The sequence below is a fragment of the Pseudomonas sp. SORT22 genome, from assembly GCF_018417635.1.
Classification (GTDB): Bacteria; Pseudomonadota; Gammaproteobacteria; order Pseudomonadales; family Pseudomonadaceae; genus Aquipseudomonas.
Map to the genome: position 1 here is coordinate 612659 of NZ_CP071007.1, position 24554 is coordinate 637212.

Consider the following 24554-nt stretch of genomic DNA (forward strand, 5'->3'; position numbering starts at 1 on the left):
TACCGGAGAGTGTACCGGCGTTGTGTAGTTTTACTACAAATGAATCACCATTTCATGCTTTTGAAGTGATCGGGCAGTAGTAAAACTACACAAAAATGGCTCGTGGCCGCAGTTCGGGTTGTGGGAAAAATCGATACCGGTGGTTAAAAACAAGTTAAGAAAAGGTTTGCTGCGATGGTTTCTGCCAGAAAATCAGTTTTTACAGCTATTTCTAACTTTTGTACGACAGTCCAACCGTGGTCAGGGTTCCCCGGTCCGCTCGCTGCCAACCCAATCTCGCCGATCAAGGATAGACCATGAGCCTGCCTTTGCTGGCCGAACTGCCGGCCACCCTCACTGCCTTGGTCAGCCGTAACGAGCAATCGTTTCGTGCGGCTGTCGCCCTGCAGCCAGAACTGTCTGTTGCTGACTGGAACGCCGAACGCTGGGCGCAGTTCGCCCGGGTGAGCGCGGCCAGTGATTTTGCCCTTGAACAGGTGCTGCGCGACCCGGCGATGCTGGTCGATCTGGCCGCCAGTGGCGAACTCGACCGGGCCTTTGCCGCAGGCCAGTTGTGCGCGCAGATCGCTGCCGCCAGCCAGGCCGCCGAGAGCGAGGACGAACTGGCGCGCAACCTGCGCCGCCAGCGCAGCCGCCAGCAGGTGCGGATCATCTGGCGCGACCTGACTCGCCAGGCCGACCTGGTGCAGACCTGCCGCGACCTGTCCGACCTTGCCGACGCCTGTATAGACCAGGCCTACAACTGGCTGTACCCGCGCCATTGCCAGCAGTTCGGCACGCCGATCGGCCATCGCAGCGGTGAGCCGCAGCACATGGTGGTGCTGGGCATGGGCAAGCTCGGCGCGGTGGAGCTTAATCTGTCGTCGGACATCGACCTGATCTTCGCCTTCCCCGAAGGCGGCGAAACCGAAGGGGTCAAGCGCTCGCTGGACAACCAGGAGTTCTTCACCCGCCTGGGCCAGCGGCTGATCAAGGCCCTCGACCCGATCACCGTCGACGGCTTTGTATTTCGTGTCGACATGCGCCTGCGCCCGTATGGCTCGGCCGGCGCCCTGGTGCTCAGCTTCAATGCCCTGGAGCAGTACTACCAAGACCAGGGCCGCGACTGGGAGCGCTACGCGATGATCAAGGCGCGGGTGGTGGCCGGCGACCAGGTGGCCGGCGCGCAGTTGCTGGACCTGCTGCGGCCCTTCGTTTACCGGCGTTACCTGGATTTCTCGGCGATCGAAGCGCTGCGCACCATGAAGCAGCTGATCCAGCAGGAAGTGCGGCGCAAGGGCATGGCCGAGAATATCAAGCTGGGTGCCGGCGGCATCCGCGAAGTCGAATTTATTGCCCAGGCCTTCCAGTTGATTCACGGCGGGCGCGACCTGAGCCTGCAGCAGCGGCCGTTGCTCAAAGTGCTGTCGACCCTCGAAGGCCAGGGTTACCTGCCGCCGGCGGTGATTGCCGAGCTGCGCGAAGGCTATGAATTCCTGCGCTATACCGAACACGCGATCCAGGCGATTGCCGACCGCCAGACCCAGATGCTCCCGGACGATGAGCTGGACCGCGCGCGCATCGCCTTCATGCTTGGCTTTGCCGACTGGCCGAGCTTCCATGCGCAACTGATGCACTGGCGTGGGCGGATCGACTGGCACTTCCGTCAAGTGATTGCCGATCCGGATGAAGACGAGAATGAAGAAGGCGAAGTGATTGTCGGCGGCGAATGGCTGCCGCTGTGGGAAGAAGCCCAGAATGAAGAGGCCGCCTGCCGTCAGCTGCAGGACGCCGGTTTTGCCGACCCGCAAAAAGCCCTCAAGCAACTCGCCGGCTTGCGTGTCAGCCCGCAGTTGCGGGCCATGCAGCGCCTGGGGCGTGAACGTCTGGATGCCTTTATTCCGCGCCTGCTGGCCCAGGCGGTGGAGCACGCCGACCCGGACCTGGTGCTGGAACGGGTGTTGCCGCTGGTCGAAGCGGTAGCCCGGCGTTCGGCCTACCTGGTGCTGCTCACCGAAAACCCCGGCGCCCTGCGCCGTCTGCTGACCCTGTGCGCCGCCAGCCCATGGATCGCCGAGCAGATCACCCGCTTCCCGCTGCTGCTCGATGAACTGCTTAATGAAGGCCGCCTGTTCAGCCCGCCGCAGGCCCCGGAACTGGCCGCCGAGCTGCGCGAGCGGCTGACGCGCATCCCCGAGGACGACCTCGAGCAGCAAATGGAGGCCTTGCGCCACTTCAAACTGGCCCACAGCCTGCGCGTGGCCGCTTCAGAAATCGCCGGCAACCTGCCGCTGATGAAAGTCAGCGACTACCTGACCTGGCTGGCCGAGGCGATTCTCAACCAGGTGCTGGCCCTGGCCTGGCGCCAGACGGTCAGCCGTCACGGCCAGCCCAAGCGCAGCGACGGCAGCCTGTGCGACCCGGGCTTCATTATTGTCGGCTACGGCAAGGTTGGCGGCATCGAGCTGGGCCACGGCTCGGACCTGGACCTGGTGTTCATCCACGACGGCGACCCGCAGGCCGAAACCGATGGCGCCAAGCCGATCGACAGCGCGCAGTTCTTTACCCGCCTGGGCCAGCGCATCATTCACCTGCTGACCACCCAGACCAACTCCGGGCAACTCTACGACGTGGACATGCGCCTGCGACCTTCGGGTGCGTCGGGGTTGCTGGTCAGCTCCCTGGGCGCCTTCGAGCGTTACCAGCAGAACGAAGCCTGGACCTGGGAGCACCAAGCCCTGGTCCGCGCCCGGGTGCTGGTCGGTTGCCCGCAGGTGGGTACGGCGTTCGAGGCGGTGCGCGCGCGCATCCTTGGCCAGGCCCGCGACCTGCCCAAGCTGCAGGCCGAGGTCAGCGAGATGCGCGCCAAGATGCGCGACAACCTCGGCACCAAGCTCAGCGCCGCCGGGACTGCGGCCAATGCTTTCGAGGCCGGTGTGCCCTTCGATATCAAGCAGGATGCCGGTGGTATCGTCGATATCGAATTTATGGTGCAATACGCCGCTTTGGCCTGGTCTCACGACCATCCGGCACTGCTGCGCTGGACCGACAACATCCGCATCCTCGAAGAGCTTGAGCAGGCCGGGCTGATGCCCGCCAGCGATGCCGTGCTGCTGCGCGAGGTGTACAAGGCGTTCCGTTCCGCCGCGCACCGCCAGGCCCTGCAAAAGCAGGCCGGGGTAATCGATGCCGGGCAGTTCGTCCAGGAGCGCCAGGAGGTGCGGCGGATCTGGTCGCAGCTGGGTTTGAGTTGAGCCATCGGCCAGGCGGTTCAGGCACCAGGACGCCTGCCACGACCACAGTACAGCCCGAGTGGCGTACACTGGTCGACATATAGCCTGAATATAAAGAGGGGAGGCCAGGCTGTTTGCGAACAGTTTGCAGCCTCCCTGATCGTTTCTGGATAAAGCATGAGAATTTTGATCATTGGCCCCAGCTGGGTGGGCGACATGGTAATGGCGCAGACCCTGTTCCAGTGCCTGAAGCAGCGTCACCCGGAATGTGTGATCGATGTGCTGGCGCCCGAGTGGAGCCGGCCGATCCTCGAGCGCATGCCTGAAGTGCGCCAGGCCTTGAGCTTCCCGCTCGGCCACGGCGCGCTGGAGCTTGCCACGCGCCGGCGTATCGGCAAGTCCCTGGCCGGCCAGTACGACCAGGCGATCCTGCTGCCCAACTCGCTGAAATCGGCGCTGGTGCCGTTCTTTGCCGGCATCCCCAAGCGTACCGGCTGGCGCGGCGAGCTGCGTTTCGGCCTGCTCAACGACGTGCGCAAGCTCGACAAGGCCAAGTACCCGCTGATGATCGAGCGCTTCATGGCCCTGGCCTACCCGGCCGGCGCCGAGTTGCCGCAGCCGTACCCGCGCCCGAGCCTGCAGATCGAAGCGCCGAGCCGCGACGCCGCCCTGGCCAAGTTCGGCCTGAGCCTGGATCGCCCGGTGTTGGCACTGTGCCCCGGTGCCGAGTTCGGCGAAGCCAAGCGCTGGCCGTCGGAGCATTACGCCAAGGTCGCCGAGACCAAGATCCGCGAAGGCTGGCAGGTCTGGTTGTTCGGCTCGAAGAACGACCACGCGGTCGGCGAGGCCATTCGTGCGCGGCTGATCCCGGGCCTGCGTGAAGAAGCAACCAACCTCAGCGGCGAAACCTCGCTGGCCGAGGCCATCGACCTGCTGTCGTGCAGCGATGCGGTGGTGTCCAACGATTCCGGGCTGATGCACGTGGCGGCGGCGCTGAACCGCCCGCTGGTGGCGGTCTACGGCTCTACTTCGCCGGGCTTTACCCCACCTTTGGCCGATCAGGTCGAGGTGGTGCGCCTGGGCCTGGAGTGCAGCCCATGCTTCGACCGTACCTGTCGCTTCGGCCATTACAACTGCTTGCGTCAGCTGGAACCGGAAGCCGTGGAAGCTGCGTTGCAGCGCCTGAACGGCCCGAGCCTGATCGACGTCATGGCCGAGGTCGACTAAGTGCGGGTACTGCTGATCAAGACCTCGTCCCTGGGCGATGTGATCCACGCGCTGCCGGCGCTGACCGACGCTGCCCGGGCGATCCCCGGCATCCGCTTCGACTGGGTGGTGGAAGAAGGCTTCGCCGAGATCCCCAGCTGGCACCCGGCAGTCGACACGATCATCCCGGTGGCCATCCGTCGCTGGCGCAAGAACCTCTGGCAGACCTTCAAGAGCGGCGAATGGCGCCAGTTCAAGCAGCGTCTGCGCGAGCGCAAGTACGATTTGGTGATCGACGCCCAAGGCCTGGTCAAGTCGGCCTGGCTGACCCGTTACGTCAAGGCGCCGGTGGCCGGCATGGACCGTTACTCGGCCCGTGAAGGGCTGTCCAGCCGCTTCTACGACCGGCGTTTGTCGGTCGAGCGCGGCCAGCATGCGGTAGAGCGGGTACGCCAGTTGTTTGCCCTGGCGCTGGGCTACAACCTGCCAGCAGGCCTGGGTGATTACGGCCTGGACCTGAACCGCCTGCAGTTGCCGCCGGCGGCGCCGTTCGTGGTGTTCCTGCACGGCACCACCTGGGCAACCAAGCACTGGCCGGAAGCCTACTGGCGCCAGTTGGCCGAACGCCTTGGCCAGCAAGGCCTGCAGGTACGCTTGCCGTGGGGCAACCCGGCCGAACAGGCGCGTGCCGAGCGCATCGCCAAGGGCCTGGCCAACTGTCAGGTACTGCCCAAGCTCAACCTGGTGGGTGTCGCCCGGGTGCTGGCGGCGGCCAAGGCCTGCATTGCCGTGGACACCGGCCTTGGTCACCTGGCGGCGGCGCTGGATGTGCCGACCCTGTCGCTGTTCGGGCCGACCAACCCGGGGCTGACCGGGGCCTATGGCAAGTCCCAGGTGCACATCGCCAGCGATTTTGCCTGCGCGCCGTGCCTGCAGAAAAAATGTACCTACAAGCCGAGCGCTGATGACCAGCGCCGGTTCGATCTCAAACGCGAGTGGCCGCTGTGCTTCACTCGCCTGAATCCCGAGCGTGTGGCGAGCCAATTGCGCGCGTTGCTGCTGGCTGAGGATGTTCGTTGATGCAACTGGCTTTTGTTCTGTACAAGTATTTCCCCTTCGGTGGCCTGCAGCGCGACTTCATGCGCATTGCCCTGGAGTGCCAGCGTCGCGGTCATCAGATCCGCGTCTATACGCTGATCTGGGAAGGTGACGTGCCCGAGGGCTTCGAGGTGCTGGTGGCGCCGGTCAAGGCGCTGTTCAACCACCGGCGTAACGAGAAGCTCAGTGCCTGGATGCAAGCGGATCTGGCCAAGCGCCCGGTCGATCGCCTGATCGGCTTCAACAAGATGCCCGGGCTGGATGTCTACTTTGCTGCCGACGGCTGCTTCGAAGACAAGGCGCAGACCCTGCGTAATTCGCTGTATCGGCGTTGGGGCCGTTACCGGCATTTCGCTGAATACGAGCGGGCGGTGTTCGCCAAGGACGCCAAGACCGAGATCCTGATGATCTCCGAAGTCCAGCAGCCGCTGTTCATCAAACACTACGACACGCCGATCGAGCGCTTCCACCTGCTGCCACCCGGCATCAGCCAGGATCGCCGGGCGCCGGCCAATGCCGCCGAGATCCGCGCCGAGTTCCGCCGCGAATTCGACCTGAAAGACGATCAGCTGCTGCTGGTGCAGATCGGTTCGGGCTTCAAGACCAAGGGCGTCGACCGCAGCCTCAAGGCCCTGGCCGCCTTGCCGTCGGCCTTGCGCAAGCGCACGCGGCTGATGGTCATCGGCCAGGACGACCCCAAGGTGTTCCAGTTGCAAAGCGCGACCCTCGGCCTGACCGAGCAGGTGCAGTTCCTCAAGGGCCGCAGCGATATTCCGCGATTCCTGCTCGGCGCCGACCTGCTCATTCACCCGGCCTACAACGAAAACACCGGCACCGTGCTGCTTGAAGCACTGGTCGCCGGGCTGCCGGTGCTGGTCTCGGCCGTGTGCGGCTATGCCCATTACATCGCCGAGGCCGACAGCGGCCTGGTGCTCGATGAGCCGTTCGCGCAGGAGCAGCTCAATCGCTACCTGCAACGCATGCTCGAAGACGGCCCGGCCCGCGTCGACTGGGCGCGCAATGGCCTGGCATTTGCCGATACCGCCGACCTCTACAGCATGCCCGAGCATGCCGCCGACGTGATCCTGGCGCAGGAGCGCGCATGAAACTGATATTGGCTGAGCCGTTCAAGCGCCTGTGGGCCGGGCGCGATGCCTTCGAGGCCGTCGAGGCCTTGCAGGGCGAGGTGTACCGCGAGCTGGAAGGCCGCCGTACCCTGCGCACCGAGGTCGAAGGCCGTGGCTATTTCGTCAAGATTCACCGCGGCATCGGCTGGGGCGAGATCTTCAAGAACCTGTTCACCGCCAAGCTGCCGGTGCTCGGTGCCGGCCAGGAATGGCAGGCTATCCAGCGCCTGCACCAGGTGGGCGTGCCGACCATGACCGCGGTTGCCTATGGCGAACGTGGCGACAACCCGGCGACCCAGCATTCGTTTATCGTCACTGAAGAGCTGGCACCGACCGTCAGCCTTGAAGACTTCAGCATCGACTGGCTCAAGCAACCGCCGCAGCCACGCCTCAAGCGTGCGCTGATCGCTGAAGTGGCGCGCATGACCGGCATGATGCACCGCGCCGGGGTCAACCACCGCGACTGCTACATCTGCCACTTCTTGCTGCACACCGACCGGCCGGTGACGGCCGATGACTTCAAGTTGTCGGTCATCGACCTGCACCGCGCCCAGACCCGGGCGAAAATCTCTCGCCGCTGGCGTGACAAGGACCTGGCCGCGCTGTATTTCTCGGCGCTGGACATCGGCCTGACCCGGCGCGACAAGTTGCGCTTCTTGCGGGGCTACTTCCAGCAGCCGCTACGCCAGATCCTGGCCGAAGAAGCGGGGCTGCTGGCCTGGCTGGAAGGCAAGGCGCGCAAGCTCTACGAGCGTAAACAACGGTACGGAGACGCGCTCTGATGGCGGGTTGGAAACTGGAGCCTGCGTATCAGGCCCTGGCGACGGATTTTGGCAGTATCGACGCGGTATTCGCCCTCAAGGGCGAGCGCCTGACCCACGACCCGCTGAGCGAAGTGATCCGGGTCGAGCGCGACGGGGTCAACTATTACGTCAAACGCTATACCGGCGCCGGCAAAGGCTTGCGCCGCTACCTCGGGCGGCCGCGGATCAAGGCTGAATGGCAGAACCTCAAGCAGTTCGCCAAGTGGGACATTCCCACCGCCGAAGTGGTCGCCTTCGGTCATGAGCGCAATGGCCTGGCGTTCGGCCGCGGGGCGATGATCACCCGCGAGCTGCCGCGCACCGAAGACCTTTCGGCCCTGGCCGAGCGCAACGATGCGCGCCTGGCCGATCGCGCCTGGGTCGATCACATCAGCCGTCAGCTGGCCCGCCATACGCGGATCATGCATGACCATCACTTCACCCATAACGACCTGAAGTGGCGCAACCTGCTGGTGGACGACCAGGCCACGCTATTCTTCATCGACTGCCCGACCGGCGATTTCTGGTGGGGCTTCATGCTGCGTTACCGCATCACCAAAGACCTGGCGTGCCTGGACAAAGTGGCCAAGTATCACTTGTCCAACACCCAGCGCCTGCGCTTTTACCTGCAGTACCGCGGGCGCGAGCGTCTGAATGAATCGGACAAGCGCCGCATTCGTCATGTGGTGACGTTTTTCGAGGGACGCGAATGACTGATTTTCTTGCCGGTGCCGATAAGGCACTGCTTGAGCGCCATGGCCTCAACGGCTTCGACCAGCTCTGGGCCCTGCAGCTCGATGCGGTGGATGAGCCCAACACCGGCCGTGGCGGCTGGAGCAGCGTCTATCGCCTGGAACTTGAAGGCAAGGGCTACTACCTCAAGCGCCAGAGCGACTACCTGACCCGCACGTTGCACAAGCCGTTTGGCGAGCCGACCTTCGCCCGCGAGTTTCGCAATATCAGCCGCTACCAGAAGCTCGGCATTCCCGCATTGCAGGCGGTGTATTACGGCGAGCGCAAGGTTGAAGGCGAGCGCCGGGCGATCCTCATGACCCGCGCCCTGGATGAGTGGAGCGACCTCGACAGCCTGCTGGCGCAGTGGCCACAACTGGACATCGGCCAGCGCCAGGGCATCCTGCGCGCCTGCGGGCAGCTGGCGCGCACCCTGCACGCGGCCAACCAGGTGCATGGCTGCTTTTATCCCAAGCATATCTTCCTGCGCACCCGCAGCGACGGCTGGTTGGCGCAACTGATCGACCTGGAGAAAACCCGGCCGTTGCTGCTGGGCATGCGCGACCGCCTCAAAGACCTTGAGCCGCTGTTACGCCGGGCGCCGATCTGGAGTGAGGCCGAAGTGCGGGTGATGCTCTCGTCCTACCTGGACCAGCCCAGCGACAGCCCGCTGGTCGATACCTGGCTGCAGCGCCTGACGCGCCGCCGCCGTGAGAAAGAGGCTCGCTGATGCGTTTGTCTGAACTCAAGGATGCCGGGCGCAGCCCGGACCTGCCACTGAACATCAGCCTGGCCGACGCCGCTGGCAGCGCCGAGCTGCAATTGCTCAGCCTGTTGCGGGTGTTGCCCGGCCAGCGATACGTCGGCGCCGGGATCTGGCGCGGCAAGCCGGTTTTGGCCAAGTTGCTGGTTGGCAGCAGCGCCGCCCGGCATTTTCAACGCGAGTTGTACGGCGCACGGCTGCTGGCCGCGCAGGGCCTGACCACGCCGTTGCTGCTGGCCGATGGCTTGCGCGAAGGCGAGGGTGGCTGGCTGCTGTTCGAGTTTCTCGAAAACGCGCAAAGCCTGGCCGATGCCTGGGCGCAGGTCGAAGCCCTGCCGCCGCTGGCCGATGAACAGCACCTGGTACTTGGCGAGGCGCTGACCGCCGTGGCGCAGATGCACGCCAAGGGCCTGTGGCAGGACGACCTGCACCTGGACAACCTGCTGCGTCACGACGGCCAGCTGTATCTGATCGATGGCGCCGGGATCAAGGCCGAAACCCTCGGCCAGCCCCTGTCGCGCCAACAAGTGCTACACAACCTCGGGGTGCTGTTCGCCCAGTTGCCCAAGCGCCTGGAGCCTTTTATCGAAGAGCTGCTGGTGCATTACCTGCTGGCCAACGCCGAGCACGCCTTGCCGCTCGAAGCACTGCAAAAGCAGATCGACAAGGTGCGCAGCTGGCGCCTGAAGGACTACCTCGACAAGGCCGGGCGCGAGTGCACGCTGTTCAGCGTCGAGCGCGGCCCGTCGGGCCTGCGTTCGATCCGCCGCAACGAAGTGGCCGCCATGCTGCCAGTGCTGGAGCAGGCCGATGCGCTGATCGACCAGGGCCACCTGTACAAGACCGGCGGCGCTGCCAGTGTCGCGAAAGTCGAGGTCGATGGCCGGCCGCTGGTGCTCAAGCGCTACAACATCAAGAACACCGCCCACTGGTTCAAGCGCTTCTGGCGTCCGAGCCGGGCCTGGCATTCGTGGATCGAAGGGCATCGCCTGGAGTTTCTCGGCATTGCCACGCCCAAGCCGCTGGCGGTGCAGGAGCTGCGCTTCATGGGCTTGCGCAGCCGCGCCTACCTGGTTACCGAGTATGCCGATGGCCCGGATTTGCTGGCCTGTTTTGCGCCTTATGTCGAGTCTGGCGAGGTGCCAGAGGAGCAGTTGCAGGCCCTGCAACAGCTGCTTGGGCAACTGATCCACGAGCGCATCAGCCATGGCGACATGAAAGGCCACAACCTGTTCTGGCAGGACGGCCAATGGTCGTTGATTGACCTCGATGCCATGTGCCAGCACGCCACCCAGATGAGCTTCGCCCAGGCTTTCGCCCGCGACCGCGCGCGGCTGTTGCGTAACTGGCCCGCTGGCAGTGCGCTGTACAAGCGGCTGGATGAGTGCCTGCCGAAGCTGGTGAGCTAATCAAGCGCTTCGCGGGTCAAGTCGAGTCGTCGCACCGCCGCTCCTACAGGACCCATGCTGTGGGAGCGGGCTTGACCCGCGATAGCTATCTCGCCAAGCCTCGCAAACTGTAAAGGGCCGGCAGCCCCAGCCCTACCCAGGCCAGTGCATCCCACCAGCCATCGCCGAGCAGGGCAGCAAACAGCCCTAGCGCGCCCAGCAGGGCAATGACTGTCGGTATGGCGAATACGCTCCAGAAACCTGACGTCTTGCGCTTCATTGCAGCGTCTCCATCTGCGCCGCAACCAGCGGCTTGCTGGCCCGCCGGCGCACCACCCAAAGGTACACGCCGCTACCCAGGACGATGATGGTCAGCACATCCAGCACTGCCCAGAGGATCTGCATTGGCCGGCCGCCGTAGTCACCAAAGTGCAGCGGCTGCGACAGGCCCATGGCGTCCATGTACCAGGGGCGGTCGCCGATGGCGGTGACTTGCAGGTTGCTGGCGTCGATCAGCACCGGCGTCAGCAGGTGCGCGGTCAGGTGGGTGCTGCCTTTCATGAACACCGCATAGTGGTGCTCGCTGGAGAAACGCGTACCGGGGAAGGCGATGAAGTCCGGCTGCATGCCCGGTGCGGCGTCGGCGGCGATATCCAGCACACGGCTGACCGGTGCCAGTTCGGTCAGCGGTGGTGCATCGCGGTAGGGCGCAACCATCGCCGTCAGGCTGTCGTTGCGCCAGGCGGCGATGACCAGGTCCGACAGCGCGCTGATCACCCCGGTGACGCTCACCACCAGCGCCCAGGTCAGGGTGACGATGCCGATCAGGTTGTGCAGGTCGAGCCAGCGCAGACGCGTGGATTTGTCGTGGCGCACCGTAGCGAACTTCAGTCGGCGCATGAACGGCGCATAGAGCACCACGCCAGAGATGATCGCCACCACGAACAACAGCCCCATGAACGCCAGCAGCAGTTTGCCGGGCAGGCCGGCAAACATGTCCACGTGCAGGCGCAGCATGGTCATCATGAAACCGCCGTTGGCCGAAGGCATTTCCACCGCTTCGCCGCTGCGTGCATCGAGCATGAAGGTGTGCGACGAGTTCGGCTCGGTACCTGCGGTAGCGGCCATGATCGCGACCACGCCGTTGCGGTCGTCTTCATCCCAGCCGAAGTACTGCATCACTTCACCGGGGCGATGGGCCTGGGCCTTGAGCACCAGTTCCTGCAAGTCGAGCCTGGGCGTGTCGGCCGGCATCTCCTTGAGCTCGGGGGCATCGCCCAGCAGGTGGTCGATCTCGTGATGAAAGATCAGCGGCAAGCCAGTAACTGCCAGCATCAGCAGGAACAGGGTGCAGATCAGGCTGGTCCAGGTATGCACGAAGGACCAGCGGCGGATGGTTCGGCTGTTCATCCGCGGCCTTAGAACTTGTAGTTGACGCTGGCAACCACGTTGCGCTCGTCACCGTAGTAGCACCAGTAACCGTCGCAGTTGGCCAGGTAGTCCTTGTTGAACAGGTTCTTGGCCTCGACGGCGACGGTCATGCCTTTGAGCGTGCTGACCTTGCGGCCCAGGTCGTAGTGCACCGAGGCGTCGTAGACGGTGTAGGAGCCGACATAGCCCAGATCGGTGTTGCTGGTGTTGCCGTAGTTGTCACCCACATAGCGCACGCCACCGCCGACGCCGAAGCCGTCGAGCAGGCCGTTGTGCCAGGTGTAGTCGGCCCACAGGGTCGCCTGGTTGCGCGGGATCAGGGCCATGCGGTTGCCTTGCTCGTTGGCCGCACCCTTGAGGATCTCGGTATCGGTGTAGCTGTAGGAACCGATCACCTTGAGGTTCTCTGTCACCTGGGTGGTGGCTTCCAGTTCCAGGCCGCGGACCTGCAACTGGCCAACCTGCTGGGTAATGTTGCCTTCGGTAACTTTCACGTTGTCCTGGCGCAAGTCATACACGGCAGCGGTGTAGAGGTTCTTGCTGCCCACCGGCTGGTACTTGATGCCGACTTCGTACTGGCGGCCTTCGGTGGGTTTGAACGAGTCAGTGGAGGCGACGGCGGCGCCGGTGGTCGGCTGGAACGACTCGGTGTAGGAGATGTACGGGGTTACGCCATTGTCGAACACGTAGCTCAGGCCGATGTTGCCGGTGAAGGCCTTGTCGCGCTCGGTGCTGGTGGCATCGTTCTGGTTGTGGAAGGTGGTGCCGGTGTGCACCCAGTCTTCACGCCCGCCCAGGGTCAGGCGCCAGTTGTCGAGGGCGATCTGGTCCTGAATGTAGAAGCCGGTCTGGCGGGTTTTCTGGCCGTAGTCGTACATGGTGAAGTACGACACCTTGGAGAAGTCCTGGCCGTACGGCGGGTTGATCACGTTGCCTGGCGGCACGCTGAAGGCCAGGCCGTAATCCCAACGGTAATTGGTGTTCGAGCGCTGGTGATCGAGGCCGATCAGCAGGGTGTGGCTCAGGGCGCCGGTCTGGAAGTCGGCCTGGAAGTTGTTGTCGACGGCGAACTGGCTGATGTCTTCGTTGACGATGCCGGTTTCACGCGGGACGCTGCCGTCTGCTTCGACCAGGCCGTTGTTCATGGTCGCGACGTTGATGCCCTGGAACGACAGGTCGCTCTTGGTATAGCGCAGGTTCTGACGGAACTGCCAGACATCGTTCAGACGGTGCTCGAAGGCATAGCCCAGGGCGTAGTAGGTGCGATCGTAGAACTCCCAGTCCGGGTCACCGAGGTTCTTGTGGTGGGAGATGTCGCCAGCCGGCGAGCCCAGTTTGGTGCCCTGCAGCGGCAGGAACTGGCCGCTGATACCGGTATCGTCACGGGTGAACTGGGTGATGAAGGTCAGGCTGGTGTCTTCATCCACGTTCCAGGTCAGGCTGGGCGCGAGGTTGTAGCGCTTGTCTGGAACGTGGTCGGTCGGTGCGCCGCTGTCGCGTACCACGCCGCTGACGCGATACAGGAACTGGCCGTCGTCATCGATCTTGCCGGTGCTGTCGAAGTTGATCTGGCGGTGGTTGTTGCTGCCAACCTGGGCTTCGACCTGGTGGGCGCTTTCAGCCTGGGGGCGACGGCTGACCATGTCGAGCATGCCGCCGGGCGGGGTCTGGCCATACACCGACGAGGCCGGGCCGCGCAGCACGGCAATGCGCTCAAGGTTCCACGGCTCGACCTTCGGGTTGGCGAACGAGCCTTTGGGCAAAGGCAGGCCGTCGAGGAACTGGGTCGGGTCGAAACCGCGTACCCGCAGCCAGTCGGCGCGGGGGTCGGAGCCATAGCCGCTGCTTTGTACGCCAGCGGTGTAGCGCAGGGCGTCGTTGAGGTTGAGAACCTGGCGGTCGTCCAGTTGTTCACGGGTGATCACGCTCATCGAGCGGGGTGCTTCAACGATCGGGGTGTCGGTTTTGGTTCCAGCGGCGGTGCGCGTGGCGGTAAAACCGGTGGCCGGGCCCCAGGCGCTTTCGTAGTCGCTGCGCGCGTTGACGCTGGTTTCCGGCAGCGCCAGGGTGCCCTCGGGGGTGGCGATCAGGCTGTAGGTGCCGGCGCTGCTCTGCTGCAGTTGCAGGCCGGTGCCGCGCAGGGCCGCTTGCAGGGCGCCGACGCCATCGTACTGGCCGTTGACCGGCGCCGAGGTGCGGCCGCTGGCCAGGCTCGGGTCCAGGGCCAGGGCGATGCCAGCCTGGCTGGCGATCTGGTTGAGCGTGGTCGACAGCGGCGCGGCAGGCAGGTTGTAGCTGCGCAGGGTGGCCGATTGCTCGGCAGCGATCAGCGGGCTGCTCGCCAGAGGTGCTGTCAGGGCAATGGCCACGGCCAGCAGACCGGGACGCAGGAAGTTCTCAAAAGCGCGGGACATACAGCGGCTCCTCGACGGAAGTAAGTGCTAACTAGCTTCCTTGCCGAGTGAGTTGGAAAAAGTGTCAGGGGTTAGTGAAAATAATTTTGATTTTTATTTCACGCTGCTCGCCGGCGTATCGCTTTTAGCCACCACCGTCACCCACCACGGCGTGCGCTGCTCGATCTGCACCGGCAAGGTCGGTAGCAACGAGGTCAGTGCCAGGTCGATATCATTGAGCGGGAAGCTGCCGGTAATGCGCAGGTCGGCCACATCCGTAGCAACCCCCAGGTGCCCGCTGCGGTAACGCCCCAGCTCCTCGACCAGATCGGCCAGGCGCACGTTGTCGACCACCAGCATGCCGCGGGTCCAGGCATCGGCTCCGGCGGCCAGGCCGTCGGCGCGGCCCAGGCGGTCGTGGTTCATCAGCACCTGCTGGCCTTCCTTGAAAATCTGCTCGTCGCCGCTGTCTTGCGGGCGCGCCGCTACTGCCGACTGCAGCACGCTCAGGCGTGTGCCCTGATCTTCGAGCTTGACCAGGAAGCGCGTTCCCAGGGCACGCAGGCGACCGTCTTCGGTGGTGACTACAAACGGACGATCGTCCTTGTGGCCGGTCTCGATGGAGATTTCGCCTTCGTGCAGGACGATCAGGCGCTGTTTCTCGTCGAAGCGGATATCCACCGCCGAATGGGTGTTGAGGCTGATCAGGGTGCCGTCGGTGAGGCGCAAGGTACGCTGCTCGCCGGTGCCGGTGCGCTGGTCGGCCAACCAATAGCCCAGCGATTGATGGGCACTGACCCAGCTCAGCAGGCCGACCACCAGCACCAGGCTGGCCAGGCCGCTGCCCAGCTTGCGCACCCGCTGGCGCAGGCCGGCGCGTGATTGCAGCAGGGCCTGGCGCGCAGGGCCGGCAGCGGCGCTGAAGCGCTGGTCGAGCATGCCCAGTTGCAGCCAGGCACGGGCGTGCTCTTCGCTGGCGGCGTGCCAGCGGGCGAACTCGGCGCGCTCATCGGCGCTGCCGCTGCCCGAGTCCAGGCACAGCTGCCAGGCGATCGCGGCATCCAGTACCCGCGCCGAAACCGGCTTGCTGTTCATGTCGGCTCACCGTACAGCGCCACGTAGCACTGGCGCATGCCCTGGGCCAGGTACTGGCGCACCCGCGACACGGAAACCCCCAGACGCTCGGCGATCTCGCCATGGCCCAGGCCGTCCAGGCGGTTGTACAGGAACGCCGCCCGGGCTTTGCTCGACAACTTGCCGAGCAGGCGGTCGATGGCCTTGAGGTCTTCGAGGATCAGGTGCTGTTCTTCCGCAGAGGGCTGTTCGGCTTCGGGGATGAGCATCAGTTCGGCCAGGTACGCCTGTTCCAGTGCCGCGCGGCGAAAGTGGTCGAACAGCAGGCCCTTGGCAATGGCCAGGAGGAACGCCCGGGGTTCGCGTGGCGCCGGCAATTGCTCGCGCCCGAGCAGGCGCACGAAGGTGTCCTGGCTCAGGTCTTCGGCGCGCTCGGCGCAGGCGATGTTGCGCCGCAGCCAGGCGAGCAGCCAACTGCGATGGTCGCGGTAAAGCGTACCGACCAGCTCAGTGTGTGGGCTTTGCACAGACGACAAGGCGTTCCCCGAAAAGATGCGTTAACTAACGAGAATTATTCGCGATTGTCGCAGAAGCTCCCCATTAGACGCAATTCACGCTCATCGGATGATGCTTAAAAGCCATGACTTTGTTGCCGCCGTCTGCGCAGGCGGTGCAACTGCTGGTCGAGCAAGGCCGGGCTGTCCAGCTGCTGGCGGCGGGCCTGGCTGAACAGAATCAGCGCCAGCTCGGCGGTGACCATGGCATCGGCGCTGGCGTTGTGCCGTTCGGCGGCCTCCAGACCAAAGTAGGCGGTCCAGTCATCCAGCCCGGCTTCACGCAGGGTGATCTGCGGGTTGAGCAGCGGTGCCAGCTCGGCGACATCGAAGAACGGATGCTGCAGGCGATAGCCCAGGTGGTCCTTCAGCGCACGGCTAAGCATGCGTTGATCGAACGGTGCATGAAACGCCAGCAGCGGGCTGTCGCCGATAAAATCCATCAGCTCCAGCAGCGCCTGGGCTGGATCACTGCCAGCGGCGATGGCGCTGGGGCCCAGGCCGTGGATCAGCACACTGGAGGTGAGCTTGTGGTCCCGCTGGTGCAGGGTGCGTTCGAACTGCTGGCTGAAGTCGATGGCACCGTCTTCGATCACCACCGCGCCAATCGACAGCACCTGGTCGCGGTTGAGGTTCAGGCCGCTGGTTTCCAGGTCGAGCACCACCCAGCGCTGCTGGCGCAGGCTGTGTTCGGCCAGCGGCGCGGGGGCTGTCAGTTGCTCCACGCGCTGGCGCAGGTGCTCGTCGAGCCGCGGTTGGCTGGGGCGCAGCCAGGCAAACAGGCTCATAGCTGGTACCGCAGGGCCAGGCTGCTTTGCAGGCGCTGGGCCTGGCGTAGCGACTCGCGCAGGATGCGCCGGTCCAGGTGGTTGAGGCTGTCGGGGTCGACCCGGTTGGAGTAGGGCAGGTTCTGCCGGCTTTGCAATTGATGTTGCTGCATGCGGGTTTGCTGAATGAAGTGGTAGGCCTCTTCATAGGCGGCGCCGTCGAGCGGGTCGATCACTTGCCTGGCCACCAGTTGGCGCAGGCGCTCCAGGGTGTTGTTGGCGCCGATGCCGTTGGCCAGGGCCAGTAACCGTGCGCCATCGACGAACGGCGTCAGGCCCTGGACCTTGAGGTCGAGAGTGGCGGCCTTGTCGTTACCCTGGCGGGTCAGCACGAACTCCCGGAAACGTCCCACCGGCGGGCGCTGGCGCAGGGCATTATCGGCCATCATGCGCTGGAACAGGCGGTTGTCGGCTACCTGCTCGAGGATGCTCTGGCGCAGTTGCTCACAGGCCTGTTCGTCGCCCCAGACCACCCGCAGGTCGAAGTAAATGCTCGACGCCAGCAGGTTTTGGGGCGTGGCTTCGCGAATGAAAGCGGCAAAGCGCCGTGCCCATTCGGCGCGGGACAGGCACAGCTCGGGGTTGCCGGCCATGATGTTGCCCTTGCACAGGCTGAAGCCGCATTGCGCCAGGCCCTGATTGATGTGCTGGGCCAGCGGCAACAGGCGCCCGCGTAGTTCGGCGGCATGGGCGGCATCGCGGGCTTCGAAGAGGATGCCGTTGTCCTGATCGGTGTGCAGGGTCTGTTCGCGGCGGCCTTCGCTGCCGAAGCACAGCCAGCTGAAGGGCACGCCCGGGTCGCCCTTGTCTTCGATGGCCAGCTCGATCACCCGGCACACGGTGTGGTCGTTGAGCAGGGTGATGATCTGGGTGATCTGCGTCGAAGACGCGCCATGGGCGAGCATGCGTTCAACCAGCTGGCTGATTTCGCCGCGTAGCGATACCAGGTTTTCGACCCGGCTGGCGTGGCGGATGGTGCGCGCCAGGTGCACCAGGTCGACCCGTTGCAGGGAGAACAGGTCCCGCTCGGACACCACGCCGCACAAGCGCCGCTCTTCGACCAGGCAGACGTGGGCGATATGCCGCTCGGTCATGGCGATGGCGGCGTCGAAGGCGCTGGCTTGCGGGCTCAGGTAGAACGGCGCGGCGGTCATGTGCCGGCTGATTGGCTGAGCGAAGTCGGCGCTGGCATCGGCCACCACCTGGCGCAGGTCGCGCAGGGTGAAGATGCCGATGGGAAAGCGCTGCTCGTCGACGATGACAATGCTGCCGACCTGTTGCTCGTGCATCAGCCGCACCGCTTCACGCAACGGCGTGGCCGGGTCGCAGACTACCGGGTGACGCATGGCCAGCTCGCCCAGGCGGGTGTTCAGTGAATACTGGTTGCCGAGGGTTTCCACCGCGCGGCGCTGGACCTGCTGGTTGACCTGGTCGAGCAGGCTGCTGACCCCGCGCAGGGCGAAGTCGCGGAAGGCTTCGGACAGGGTGAACAGGCGGATGAACGCGGCCTTGTTCAATTGCAGGCAAAAGGTATCTTCGCCGGCCAGGTGTTCGGTACGGGTCGCCCGTTCGCCGAGCAGGGCGGCGAGCGGGAAACACTCGCCGCTGGTGATCTCGAAGGTGGTTTCGGTGCCCGGGCGGCTTACGTGCTGACGCTCACCGACCACCCGGCCCTGCTTGACGATGTAGAAGTGCTCGACCGGGCCGTCGCTGGGCTTGATGATGCTGTCATTGGCCGCATAGAAGCGCAGTTGGCACTGTTCGACGAGAAACGCCAGGTGGGCGTTCTCCATCTGATTGAAGGGTGGAAAGCGTTGCAGAAACTGCATGGTCCCCTGGATGTTCTGCATGACTGCAGTCTTTCCTGCCTGGGCGAAGGCGTCCTTTTTGCTCATGAGCATTACCGCGTCTTTGTGTCGAGCTGTGACCATCGACCTTGTTGTTTTCGTTGTTCATGGTCGGCCGCGGGCTGCTCAGTGCCCATTGGACGTAAGTCTATAAACTGCGTCAGGCTGTTGAAGCGTTGCGTCATGTGTCAATTTGCCGACGAAAGGCAGTTTGCAAGTAATCTCAATGCGGTCTGAACTTGATTCACAGGACATTTTGCAGGTCATTGATGATGAGACAGCCATGTCCGACCACGAAGACATACTGAGCGAAGCCGAGCGCAAAGCCCTGGCATCGGTGATTGCGCCTGAGGCTGCGCCGCCCAAGGTTTTGATCGTCGACGACAACCGTGTGGCTCGCGATGCCCTGGCCAGGTACCTGAGTTCAAAACGCATCAAATGCCTGACCGCCAACAGCGGCAAGCAGGCGCTGGAGTGCCTGGCCAAGGAGCGCGGTATCGGTCTGGTGATTACCGACCTGCGCATGGGCTCGTTCGGTGGGCTTGAGCTGATACGTCAGATTCGCGAATCGGAGCGCGCGGCGATGCCGATCATCATCGTCTCAGGGGCTGCGGATGTGAAAGACGCCATCGAGGCGATGCACTTGAGCGTCGTCGACTTTCTGCTCAAGCCGATCGATCTGGACAAGCTGGTGGGGTTGGTGCGCAGGGAACTGGGGATAGGCTGAAGCCATCACGGGTCAAGTCGGATCGGCGCACCGCCGCTCCGACTTGACCCGCGATGAAGACAACGCGATTACAGGCCGTTCCGGGCCTTGAACTCGCGACGACGACGATGCAGCACCGGCTCGGTGTAACCATTCGGTTGCTTGCTGCCTTCGACGACCAGCTCGACCGCCGCCTGGAAGGCGATGTTGTTGTCGAAGTCCGGAGCCAGCGGGCGGTACAGCGGGTCGTTGGCGTTCTGCTTGTCGACCACCGGCGCCATGCGCTTGAGGCTCTCCAGAACCTGCGCTTCGCTGACCACGCCGTGACGCAGCCAGTTGGCCAGCAACTGTGCGGAAATCCGCAGGGTGGCGCGGTCTTCCATCAGGCCGACATCGTTGATGTCCGGCACCTTCGAACAACCGACACCCTGGTCGATCCAGCGCACCACGTAACCGAGGATGCCCTGAGCGTTGTTGTCCAGTTCGTTGCGCTTTTCTTCGTCCGACCAGTTGGTATCGGTCGCCAGCGGGATGGTCAGGATGTCATCGACCGAAGCCGGTGTACGCTTGGCCAGTTCCGCCTGACGGGCGAACACATCAACCTTGTGGTAGTGCAGGGCGTGCAGGGCCGCAGCAGTCGGCGACGGTACCCAGGCGGTGTTGGCACCGGCCAGCGGGTGGGCGATCTTCTGCTCGAGCATGTCGGCCATCAGGTCCGGCATGGCCCACATGCCTTTACCGATCTGGGCGCGGCCTTGCAGGCCGGTGGCCAGGCCGATATCGACGTTGGAGTTTTCGTAGGCGCCGATCCACTTCTGGGTCTTCATGGCGCCTTTGCGCACCACGGCGCCGGCTTCCATGGAGGTGTGGATTTCGTCACCGGTACGGTCGAGGAAGCCGGTGTTGATGAACACCACGCGCTCGCTGGCCGCCTGGATACAGGCCTTGAGGTTGACCGTGGTGCGGCGCTCCTCGTCCATGATCCCGACTTTCAGGGTGTTGCGCTTGAGGCCCAGGGCATCTTCGATGCGGCCGAACAGCTCGTTGGTGAACGCAGCTTCTTCCGGGCCATGCATCTTCGGTTTGACGATGTACATGGAGCCGGTGCGGCTGTTCTTGCGGCTGGTGTTGCCATTGAGGTTGTGCATCGAGGCGAGGCTGGTAACCAGGCCATCGAGGATGCCTTCCGGCACTTCGTTGCCGTCCTTGTCGAGGATGGCGTCGATGGTCATCAGGTGCCCGACGTTACGCACGAACAGCAGCGAACGGCCGTGCAGGCTGACCGAACCACCGTTAGGCGCGGTGTATTCGCGGTCCGGGTTCATGGTCCGGGTGAAGGTCTGGCCAGCTTTGCTGACGCTTTCGGCCAGGTCGCCTTTCATCAGGCCCAGCCAGTTGCGGTAGATCACCACTTTATCGTCGGCATCGACGGCGGCAACCGAGTCTTCGCAGTCCATGATGGTGGTCAGGGCGGCTTCCATCAGCACGTCCTTGACCCCGGCGGCGTCGGTCTGGCCGACCGGGGTGCTGGCGTCGATCTGGATTTCGAAGTGCAGGCCGTTGTGCTTGAGCAGGATCGCAGTCGGCGCCGAAGCGTCGCCCTGATAGCCGATCAGCTGGGCATCGTCGCGCAGGCCGCTGTTGCTGCCACCCTTGAGGGCGACCACCAGCTTGCCGCCTTCAATGCGGTAGGCAGTGGAGTCGACATGGGAGCCGGCAGCCAGTGGCGCCGATTCGTCGAGGAAGGCGCGGGCGAAGGCAATCACCTTGTCGCCGCGAACCTTGTTGTAGCCTTTGCCTTTTTCTGCGCCGCCGGCTTCGCTGATGGCATCAGTGCCATACAGCGCGTCGTACAGCGAACCCCAACGGGCGTTGGAGGCGTTCAGGGCAAAGCGGGCATTCATGACCGGCACGACCAGCTGAGGGCCGGCCATGCGGGCGATTTCGTCGTCGACGTTCTGGGTCGAGGCCTGGAAGTCTGCAGCTTCTGGCAGCAGGTAACCGATGTCCTGAAGGAAGGCCTTGTAAGCCACGGCATCGTGAGCCTGGCCTTTGCGCGCCTGGTGCCAGGCGTCAATCTGCGCCTGCAGTGCGTCACGTTTGGCCAGCAGTGCTTTGTTCTTTGGAGCGAGGTCGTTGATGATCTTTTCCGCACCCACCCAGAATTGTTCGGCGTTGACGCCGGTTCCGGGAATGGCTTCGTTGTTCACGAAGTCGAACAGGACTTTGGCGACCTGAAGGCCACCGACTTGAACGTGTTCAGTCATTGCTTGCCTCACTCTGCTCAGCTATTCAGCTCTTCTATTTAAGCCTTGCGCGCTTCTCTAAACACGGCACCAGAACATGCCCTTGTGGGCGGCTGGGTGCGGCCTGCCAGACAGGCTGGCAGGCGTTGGCGTATTTTCACAGGCGCCTTGGCAGACATCGATCCAACGTTTTGTAGTCCACGCTGCGGCATACTACATGATGCGCTGCGGTTGTGAAAATCAGACTAAATACGTCGTTCTGCGACCAATTGGTCGCATAGGGTCACGCTGGGAGTGCGTATGTTCTCAAAAAAGCGGCAGATTGTTCCAGATAAATCTTGAAACAGTACACGATTAGTCAATCGCTGCTCCTGCGGCAGGTTGCCGCGCCTTGCCTATACTTTCTGCGCGCCCTTTGATTTCGGGGGCTGAACGTCAAAAGCAGAGGGTTAGCGCGTGGATCATCTCGTATTGACAGTGATCGCCCCCGACAAGGCCGGGCAGGTCGAGCGGATCGCTCAATGCATTACCGAGCATAACGGTAACTGGTTGGAGAGCCGCATGTCGCGCATGGCCGGGCAATTTGCCGGCATTCTCAAGGTAGCGGTGCCGGCCGAGTCCTACGATGAACTGGTCGAGGCGCTGAAGGCCCTGATCAAGCACGACATTCGTGTGCTGATCGCCGAGAGCGGCATTGAGCCGTCCTGCACCTGGAAGCCGATCGCCATGGAGCTGGTGGGCAATGACCGCCCGGGTATCGTTCGCGACATTACCCGGCTGCTGGCCGAGCAGGGCGTCAACGTCGAGCGCCTGACCACCGAGGTGCGACCGGCGCCGATGAGCAGCGAACCGCTGTTCCATGCCGATGCCTTGCTGGCGGTGCCGCTGACGCTGTCGCTGGAGGTGTTGCAGGGCAAGCTGGAGGCATTGGCCGACGACCTGATGGTCGAATTGAACCTGCGCCCCGAGGATTAGTTATCCCGGTTTATCGGGGATGCGCCTGTGGATAAGCTTGGGAGATGTCGCTGCAGGCCACGATTGGCGTGGCCTGCAGGTGGTTGTGTGTTTTTTGATCAGCTGCGCCGGCGCAGGCTCAGCCAGGCGTCGACGCTGTACAGCGCCAGGCCCGCCCAGATGAACATGAAGGCCACCAAGGTGCTGCTCGACAGGTGCTCGCCGAACAGCCACACCGCCTGCAGCAGGACCAGGGTTGGCGCCAGGTACTGCAAGAAGCCCAGGGTGGTGTAGGGCAGGTGCCGGGCGGCGGCGTTGAAGCACACCAGCGGCACCAGGGTGACCGGACCTGCGGCTATCAGCCACAAGGCTTCGCTACTGGTATAGAAACTGGCCTGGGCGCTGTGAGCCATGGGGTTGAGCAGCATCCAGCCGATGGCCAGCGGCACCAGCATCCAGGTTTCCACCACCAGCCCGGGCAGGGCGGCGACCGGCGCCTGTTTGCGGATCAAGCCATAGAAACCAAAGCTCAGCGCCAGTACCAGGGATACCCAGGGCAGGCTACCGACCTGCCAAACTTGTTGCGCTACCCCAAGCGCGGCCAGCCCTACTGCGACCCACTGCAAACGGCGCAGGCGTTCACCGAGTAAAAGCATGCCCAGCAGCACGTTGACCAGCGGGTTGATGTAGTAGCCCAGGCTGGCTTCAAGCATGCGCCCGTTGTTCACCGACCACACGTAAGTCAGCCAGTTGCCGGCGATCAGCGAGCCGCTCAGGGCCAGGATTGCCAGGCGCTTGGGGTTTTCGCGCAGTTCGCGCAACCAGCCCGGATGTTTCCAGACCAGCAGCAGCAACGAGCCGAACAGCGCCGACCAGAGCACCCGGTGGACGATGATTTCTACCGCGGGGACGCTTTGCAGCGCTTTGAAGTAAAGCGGGAACAAACCCCAGATGATGTAGGCGCTCAGGCCCAGGATGTACCCGCGGCGCGGGTTGGCGGCGTGCATGCAGATTCCTTGCTTAGGCAGCTATCTAAAAGCAGGGGGCTATTGTAGACAGACTCGCACGCGCTTCAGAACAATTTCAGCGGTTCTTCATCCAGCGCCGCCATTTGTTCGCGCAGGGCGAGGATCTGGTCGCCCCAGTAGCGCTCCTGGCCGAACCAGGGGAAGCTGCGCGGGAACGCCGGATCGTCCCAGCGCCGGGCCAGCCAGGCACTGTAATGCAACAGGCGCAGGGCGCGCAGAGGCTCGATCAGCGCCAGCTCGCGCGGGTCGAAATCGTGGAACTCGTTGTAGCCATCCATCAGCTCGGCGAGTTGGCCAAGACGCTCGTGGCGTTCGCCGGCAAGCATCATCCACAGGTCCTGCACGGCCGGGCCGGTGCGGCAGTCGTCGAGATCGACGATGTGGAACACTTCGTCGCGGCACATCATGTTGCCCGGGTGGCAGTCGCCGTGCAGGCGGATGACCTGGTGCGGAGTGCTGGCGTAGATCGCTTCGACCCGCTTGAGCAGGTCGCGGGCTACCGATTCGAAAGCCGGCAGCAGGCTTTTAGGGATGAAGTTGCCTTCGAGCAGGGTGTTCAGCGAGGCGTGGCCGAAGTTATCCACCGCCAGCGCTTCGCGGTGCTCGAACGGGCGGGTAGCGCCAACCCCGTGCAGGCGGCCGAGCAATTGCCCGAGGCGATACAGCTGATCAAGATTGCCTGGCTCCGGCGCGCGACCACCGCGGCGCGGGAACAGGGTGAAGCGAAAGCCGCTGTGCTCGAACAGGGTCTCGCCGTTGTGCACCAGTGGCGCCACCACCGGCACTTCGCATTCGGCGAGTTCCGCGGTAAAGCTGTGTTCTTCGAGGATCGCCGCGTCGCTCCAGCGGTCCGGGCGGTAGAACTTGGCGATCAGTGGTTCAGCCCCTTCGATGCCCACCTGGTAGACCCGGTTCTCGTAGCTGTTGAGTGCCAGCACCCGGGCGTCGCTGAGAAAGCCAATGCTTTCCACGGCGTCCAGGACCAGGTCGGGGGTGAGTGTTTCAAAGGGGTGGGACATGCTCGCTCCTGCTATGCGGCAGGTGGCCGCAAGGTTCCTGCATGGTATCGCACATCGCCGGCTCGTGTGGGAGCGGGCTTGCCCCGCGATGCAGACACCAACTGATGTGCCGTCTGCACTGGCGTCATCGCGGGTCAAGTCGAGTT

Annotated in this window: 20 protein-coding genes; 10 read left to right on the forward strand and 10 right to left on the reverse strand. The window is 63.9% G+C overall.

Translation table 11 applies throughout. From position 1 onward, the window contains the following. Positions 1-296 precede the first annotated feature (296 nt). The 8 genes from glnE (at position 297) to JYG36_RS02885 (ending at position 10350) form a co-directional block, all read left to right on the forward strand. Complete coding sequence (gene glnE / locus JYG36_RS02850; protein WP_213603052.1) at positions 297-3233, forward strand: bifunctional [glutamate--ammonia ligase]-adenylyl-L-tyrosine phosphorylase/[glutamate--ammonia-ligase] adenylyltransferase; 2937 nt, start codon at positions 297-299, stop codon at positions 3231-3233. Between the two features lie 156 nt (positions 3234-3389). Beyond that, on the forward strand, positions 3390-4439 hold the full coding sequence (gene waaF / locus JYG36_RS02855; protein ID WP_045199166.1) for a lipopolysaccharide heptosyltransferase II: 1050 nt from the start codon (positions 3390-3392) through the stop codon (positions 4437-4439). Continuing rightward, positions 4440-5498: a lipopolysaccharide heptosyltransferase I gene (gene waaC / locus JYG36_RS02860; RefSeq protein WP_045199168.1), complete on the forward strand. Its 1059-nt coding sequence runs from the start codon at positions 4440-4442 to the stop codon at positions 5496-5498. Then, positions 5498-6622 carry a glycosyltransferase family 4 protein gene (locus JYG36_RS02865; protein WP_213603054.1) on the forward strand — a complete coding sequence of 375 codons (1125 nt, stop codon included), beginning with the start codon at positions 5498-5500 and terminating at the stop codon, positions 6620-6622. The genes waaC and JYG36_RS02865 overlap by 1 nt, the downstream gene beginning before the upstream one ends. Beyond that, positions 6619-7425: a lipopolysaccharide core heptose(I) kinase RfaP gene (gene rfaP, locus JYG36_RS02870; protein WP_045199171.1), complete on the forward strand. Its 807-nt coding sequence runs from the start codon at positions 6619-6621 to the stop codon at positions 7423-7425. Before JYG36_RS02865 ends, rfaP begins: the two co-directional genes overlap by 4 nt. Beyond that, positions 7425-8159, forward strand: coding sequence for a lipopolysaccharide kinase InaA family protein (locus JYG36_RS02875; protein ID WP_045199173.1), 735 nt, complete (start codon positions 7425-7427; stop codon positions 8157-8159). The genes rfaP and JYG36_RS02875 overlap by 1 nt, the downstream gene beginning before the upstream one ends. Then, positions 8156-8908, forward strand: a complete 753-nt coding sequence (locus JYG36_RS02880) for a lipopolysaccharide kinase InaA family protein (protein ID WP_213603056.1) — start codon at positions 8156-8158, stop codon at positions 8906-8908. The genes JYG36_RS02875 and JYG36_RS02880 overlap by 4 nt, the downstream gene beginning before the upstream one ends. Further along, positions 8908-10350 carry a lipopolysaccharide kinase InaA family protein gene (locus JYG36_RS02885; protein ID WP_213603058.1) on the forward strand — a complete coding sequence of 481 codons (1443 nt, stop codon included), beginning with the start codon at positions 8908-8910 and terminating at the stop codon, positions 10348-10350. The genes JYG36_RS02880 and JYG36_RS02885 overlap by 1 nt, the downstream gene beginning before the upstream one ends. A gap of 85 nt (positions 10351-10435) precedes the next feature. On the opposite strand, the gene JYG36_RS02890 is transcribed toward JYG36_RS02885, so the two are convergent. The 7 genes from JYG36_RS02890 to JYG36_RS02920 form a co-directional block, all read right to left on the reverse strand. Next, the gene (locus tag JYG36_RS02890) at positions 10436-10609 is read right to left on the reverse strand and encodes a hypothetical protein (RefSeq protein WP_176794207.1); all 174 of its coding nucleotides are present in this window, start codon (positions 10607-10609) and stop codon (positions 10436-10438) included. Next, positions 10606-11739 (reverse strand): PepSY-associated TM helix domain-containing protein, encoded by a 1134-nt coding sequence (locus JYG36_RS02895; RefSeq protein ID WP_213603060.1) that lies wholly within the window; start codon positions 11737-11739, stop codon positions 10606-10608. The genes JYG36_RS02890 and JYG36_RS02895 overlap by 4 nt, the downstream gene beginning before the upstream one ends. 8 nt (positions 11740-11747) lie before the next feature. Continuing rightward, positions 11748-14174: a TonB-dependent siderophore receptor gene (locus JYG36_RS02900; RefSeq protein ID WP_213603062.1), complete on the reverse strand. Its 2427-nt coding sequence runs from the start codon at positions 14172-14174 to the stop codon at positions 11748-11750. A 93-nt stretch (positions 14175-14267) separates the two neighbouring features. Continuing rightward, entirely contained in the window at positions 14268-15248 is a 981-nt protein-coding gene (locus tag JYG36_RS02905; RefSeq protein ID WP_045199184.1) for a FecR family protein, read from the reverse strand. Next, the gene (locus JYG36_RS02910; protein ID WP_093378835.1) at positions 15245-15763 is read right to left on the reverse strand and encodes an RNA polymerase sigma factor; all 519 of its coding nucleotides are present in this window, start codon (positions 15761-15763) and stop codon (positions 15245-15247) included. Before JYG36_RS02910 ends, JYG36_RS02905 begins: the two co-directional genes overlap by 4 nt. Before the next feature lie 95 nt (positions 15764-15858). Continuing rightward, entirely contained in the window at positions 15859-16569 is a 711-nt protein-coding gene (locus tag JYG36_RS02915) for a 3'-5' exonuclease (RefSeq protein ID WP_093378840.1), read from the reverse strand. Beyond that, positions 16566-18503, reverse strand: a complete 1938-nt coding sequence (locus JYG36_RS02920; protein WP_195885932.1) for a DUF294 nucleotidyltransferase-like domain-containing protein — start codon at positions 18501-18503, stop codon at positions 16566-16568. The genes JYG36_RS02915 and JYG36_RS02920 overlap by 4 nt, the downstream gene beginning before the upstream one ends. A gap of 235 nt (positions 18504-18738) precedes the next feature. Between JYG36_RS02920 and JYG36_RS02925 the strand changes: the two genes are divergently transcribed. After that, entirely contained in the window at positions 18739-19182 is a 444-nt protein-coding gene (locus JYG36_RS02925) for a response regulator (RefSeq protein WP_093378845.1), read from the forward strand. 68 nt (positions 19183-19250) lie between these two features. On the opposite strand, the gene JYG36_RS02930 is transcribed toward JYG36_RS02925, so the two are convergent. Further along, positions 19251-21428 carry a malate synthase G gene (locus tag JYG36_RS02930; RefSeq protein WP_093378849.1) on the reverse strand — a complete coding sequence of 726 codons (2178 nt, stop codon included), beginning with the start codon at positions 21426-21428 and terminating at the stop codon, positions 19251-19253. A gap of 435 nt (positions 21429-21863) precedes the next feature. Here JYG36_RS02930 and JYG36_RS02935 point away from each other — a divergent pair, with 435 nt between their 5' ends. Further along, a complete protein-coding gene (locus tag JYG36_RS02935) occupies positions 21864-22382 on the forward strand; it encodes a glycine cleavage system transcriptional repressor (protein WP_213603064.1) in 519 nt (172 codons plus the stop codon). Between the two features lie 98 nt (positions 22383-22480). On the opposite strand, the gene rarD is transcribed toward JYG36_RS02935, so the two are convergent. Both rarD and JYG36_RS02945 read right to left on the reverse strand, forming a co-directional pair. Next, positions 22481-23368, reverse strand: coding sequence for an EamA family transporter RarD (rarD, locus tag JYG36_RS02940; protein ID WP_045199195.1), 888 nt, complete (start codon positions 23366-23368; stop codon positions 22481-22483). Positions 23369-23433: 65 nt separating this feature from the next. Beyond that, positions 23434-24408: a serine/threonine protein kinase gene (locus JYG36_RS02945; protein WP_093378854.1), complete on the reverse strand. Its 975-nt coding sequence runs from the start codon at positions 24406-24408 to the stop codon at positions 23434-23436. Positions 24409-24554: the final 146 nt, after the last annotated feature.

Excerpts from the sequence above, each read along its gene's own strand:
- JYG36_RS02885 (WP_213603058.1), top strand. The coding sequence starts at position 8,908 with ATGCGTTTGTCTGAACTCAAGGATGCCGGGCGCAGCCCGGACCTGCCA.
- glnE (WP_213603052.1), top strand. The coding sequence starts at position 297 with ATGAGCCTGCCTTTGCTGGCCGAACTGCCGGCCACCCTCACTGCCTTG.
- JYG36_RS02880 (WP_213603056.1), top strand. The coding sequence starts at position 8,156 with ATGACTGATTTTCTTGCCGGTGCCGATAAGGCACTGCTTGAGCGCCAT.
- JYG36_RS02895 (WP_213603060.1), bottom strand. The coding sequence starts at position 11,739 with ATGAACAGCCGAACCATCCGCCGCTGGTCCTTCGTGCATACCTGGACC.
- JYG36_RS02930 (WP_093378849.1), bottom strand. The coding sequence starts at position 21,428 with ATGACTGAACACGTTCAAGTCGGTGGCCTTCAGGTCGCCAAAGTCCTG.
- JYG36_RS02905 (WP_045199184.1), bottom strand. The coding sequence starts at position 15,248 with ATGAACAGCAAGCCGGTTTCGGCGCGGGTACTGGATGCCGCGATCGCC.
- waaF (WP_045199166.1), top strand. The coding sequence starts at position 3,390 with ATGAGAATTTTGATCATTGGCCCCAGCTGGGTGGGCGACATGGTAATG.
- rarD (WP_045199195.1), bottom strand. The coding sequence starts at position 23,368 with ATGCACGCCGCCAACCCGCGCCGCGGGTACATCCTGGGCCTGAGCGCC.
- JYG36_RS02875 (WP_045199173.1), top strand. The coding sequence starts at position 7,425 with ATGGCGGGTTGGAAACTGGAGCCTGCGTATCAGGCCCTGGCGACGGAT.
- JYG36_RS02890 (WP_176794207.1), bottom strand. The coding sequence starts at position 10,609 with ATGAAGCGCAAGACGTCAGGTTTCTGGAGCGTATTCGCCATACCGACA.
- JYG36_RS02915 (WP_093378840.1), bottom strand. The coding sequence starts at position 16,569 with ATGAGCCTGTTTGCCTGGCTGCGCCCCAGCCAACCGCGGCTCGACGAG.
- JYG36_RS02865 (WP_213603054.1), top strand. The coding sequence starts at position 5,498 with ATGCAACTGGCTTTTGTTCTGTACAAGTATTTCCCCTTCGGTGGCCTG.
- JYG36_RS02920 (WP_195885932.1), bottom strand. The coding sequence starts at position 18,503 with ATGAGCAAAAAGGACGCCTTCGCCCAGGCAGGAAAGACTGCAGTCATG.
- JYG36_RS02945 (WP_093378854.1), bottom strand. The coding sequence starts at position 24,408 with ATGTCCCACCCCTTTGAAACACTCACCCCCGACCTGGTCCTGGACGCC.
- rfaP (WP_045199171.1), top strand. The coding sequence starts at position 6,619 with ATGAAACTGATATTGGCTGAGCCGTTCAAGCGCCTGTGGGCCGGGCGC.
- JYG36_RS02900 (WP_213603062.1), bottom strand. The coding sequence starts at position 14,174 with ATGTCCCGCGCTTTTGAGAACTTCCTGCGTCCCGGTCTGCTGGCCGTG.
- JYG36_RS02925 (WP_093378845.1), top strand. The coding sequence starts at position 18,739 with ATGTCCGACCACGAAGACATACTGAGCGAAGCCGAGCGCAAAGCCCTG.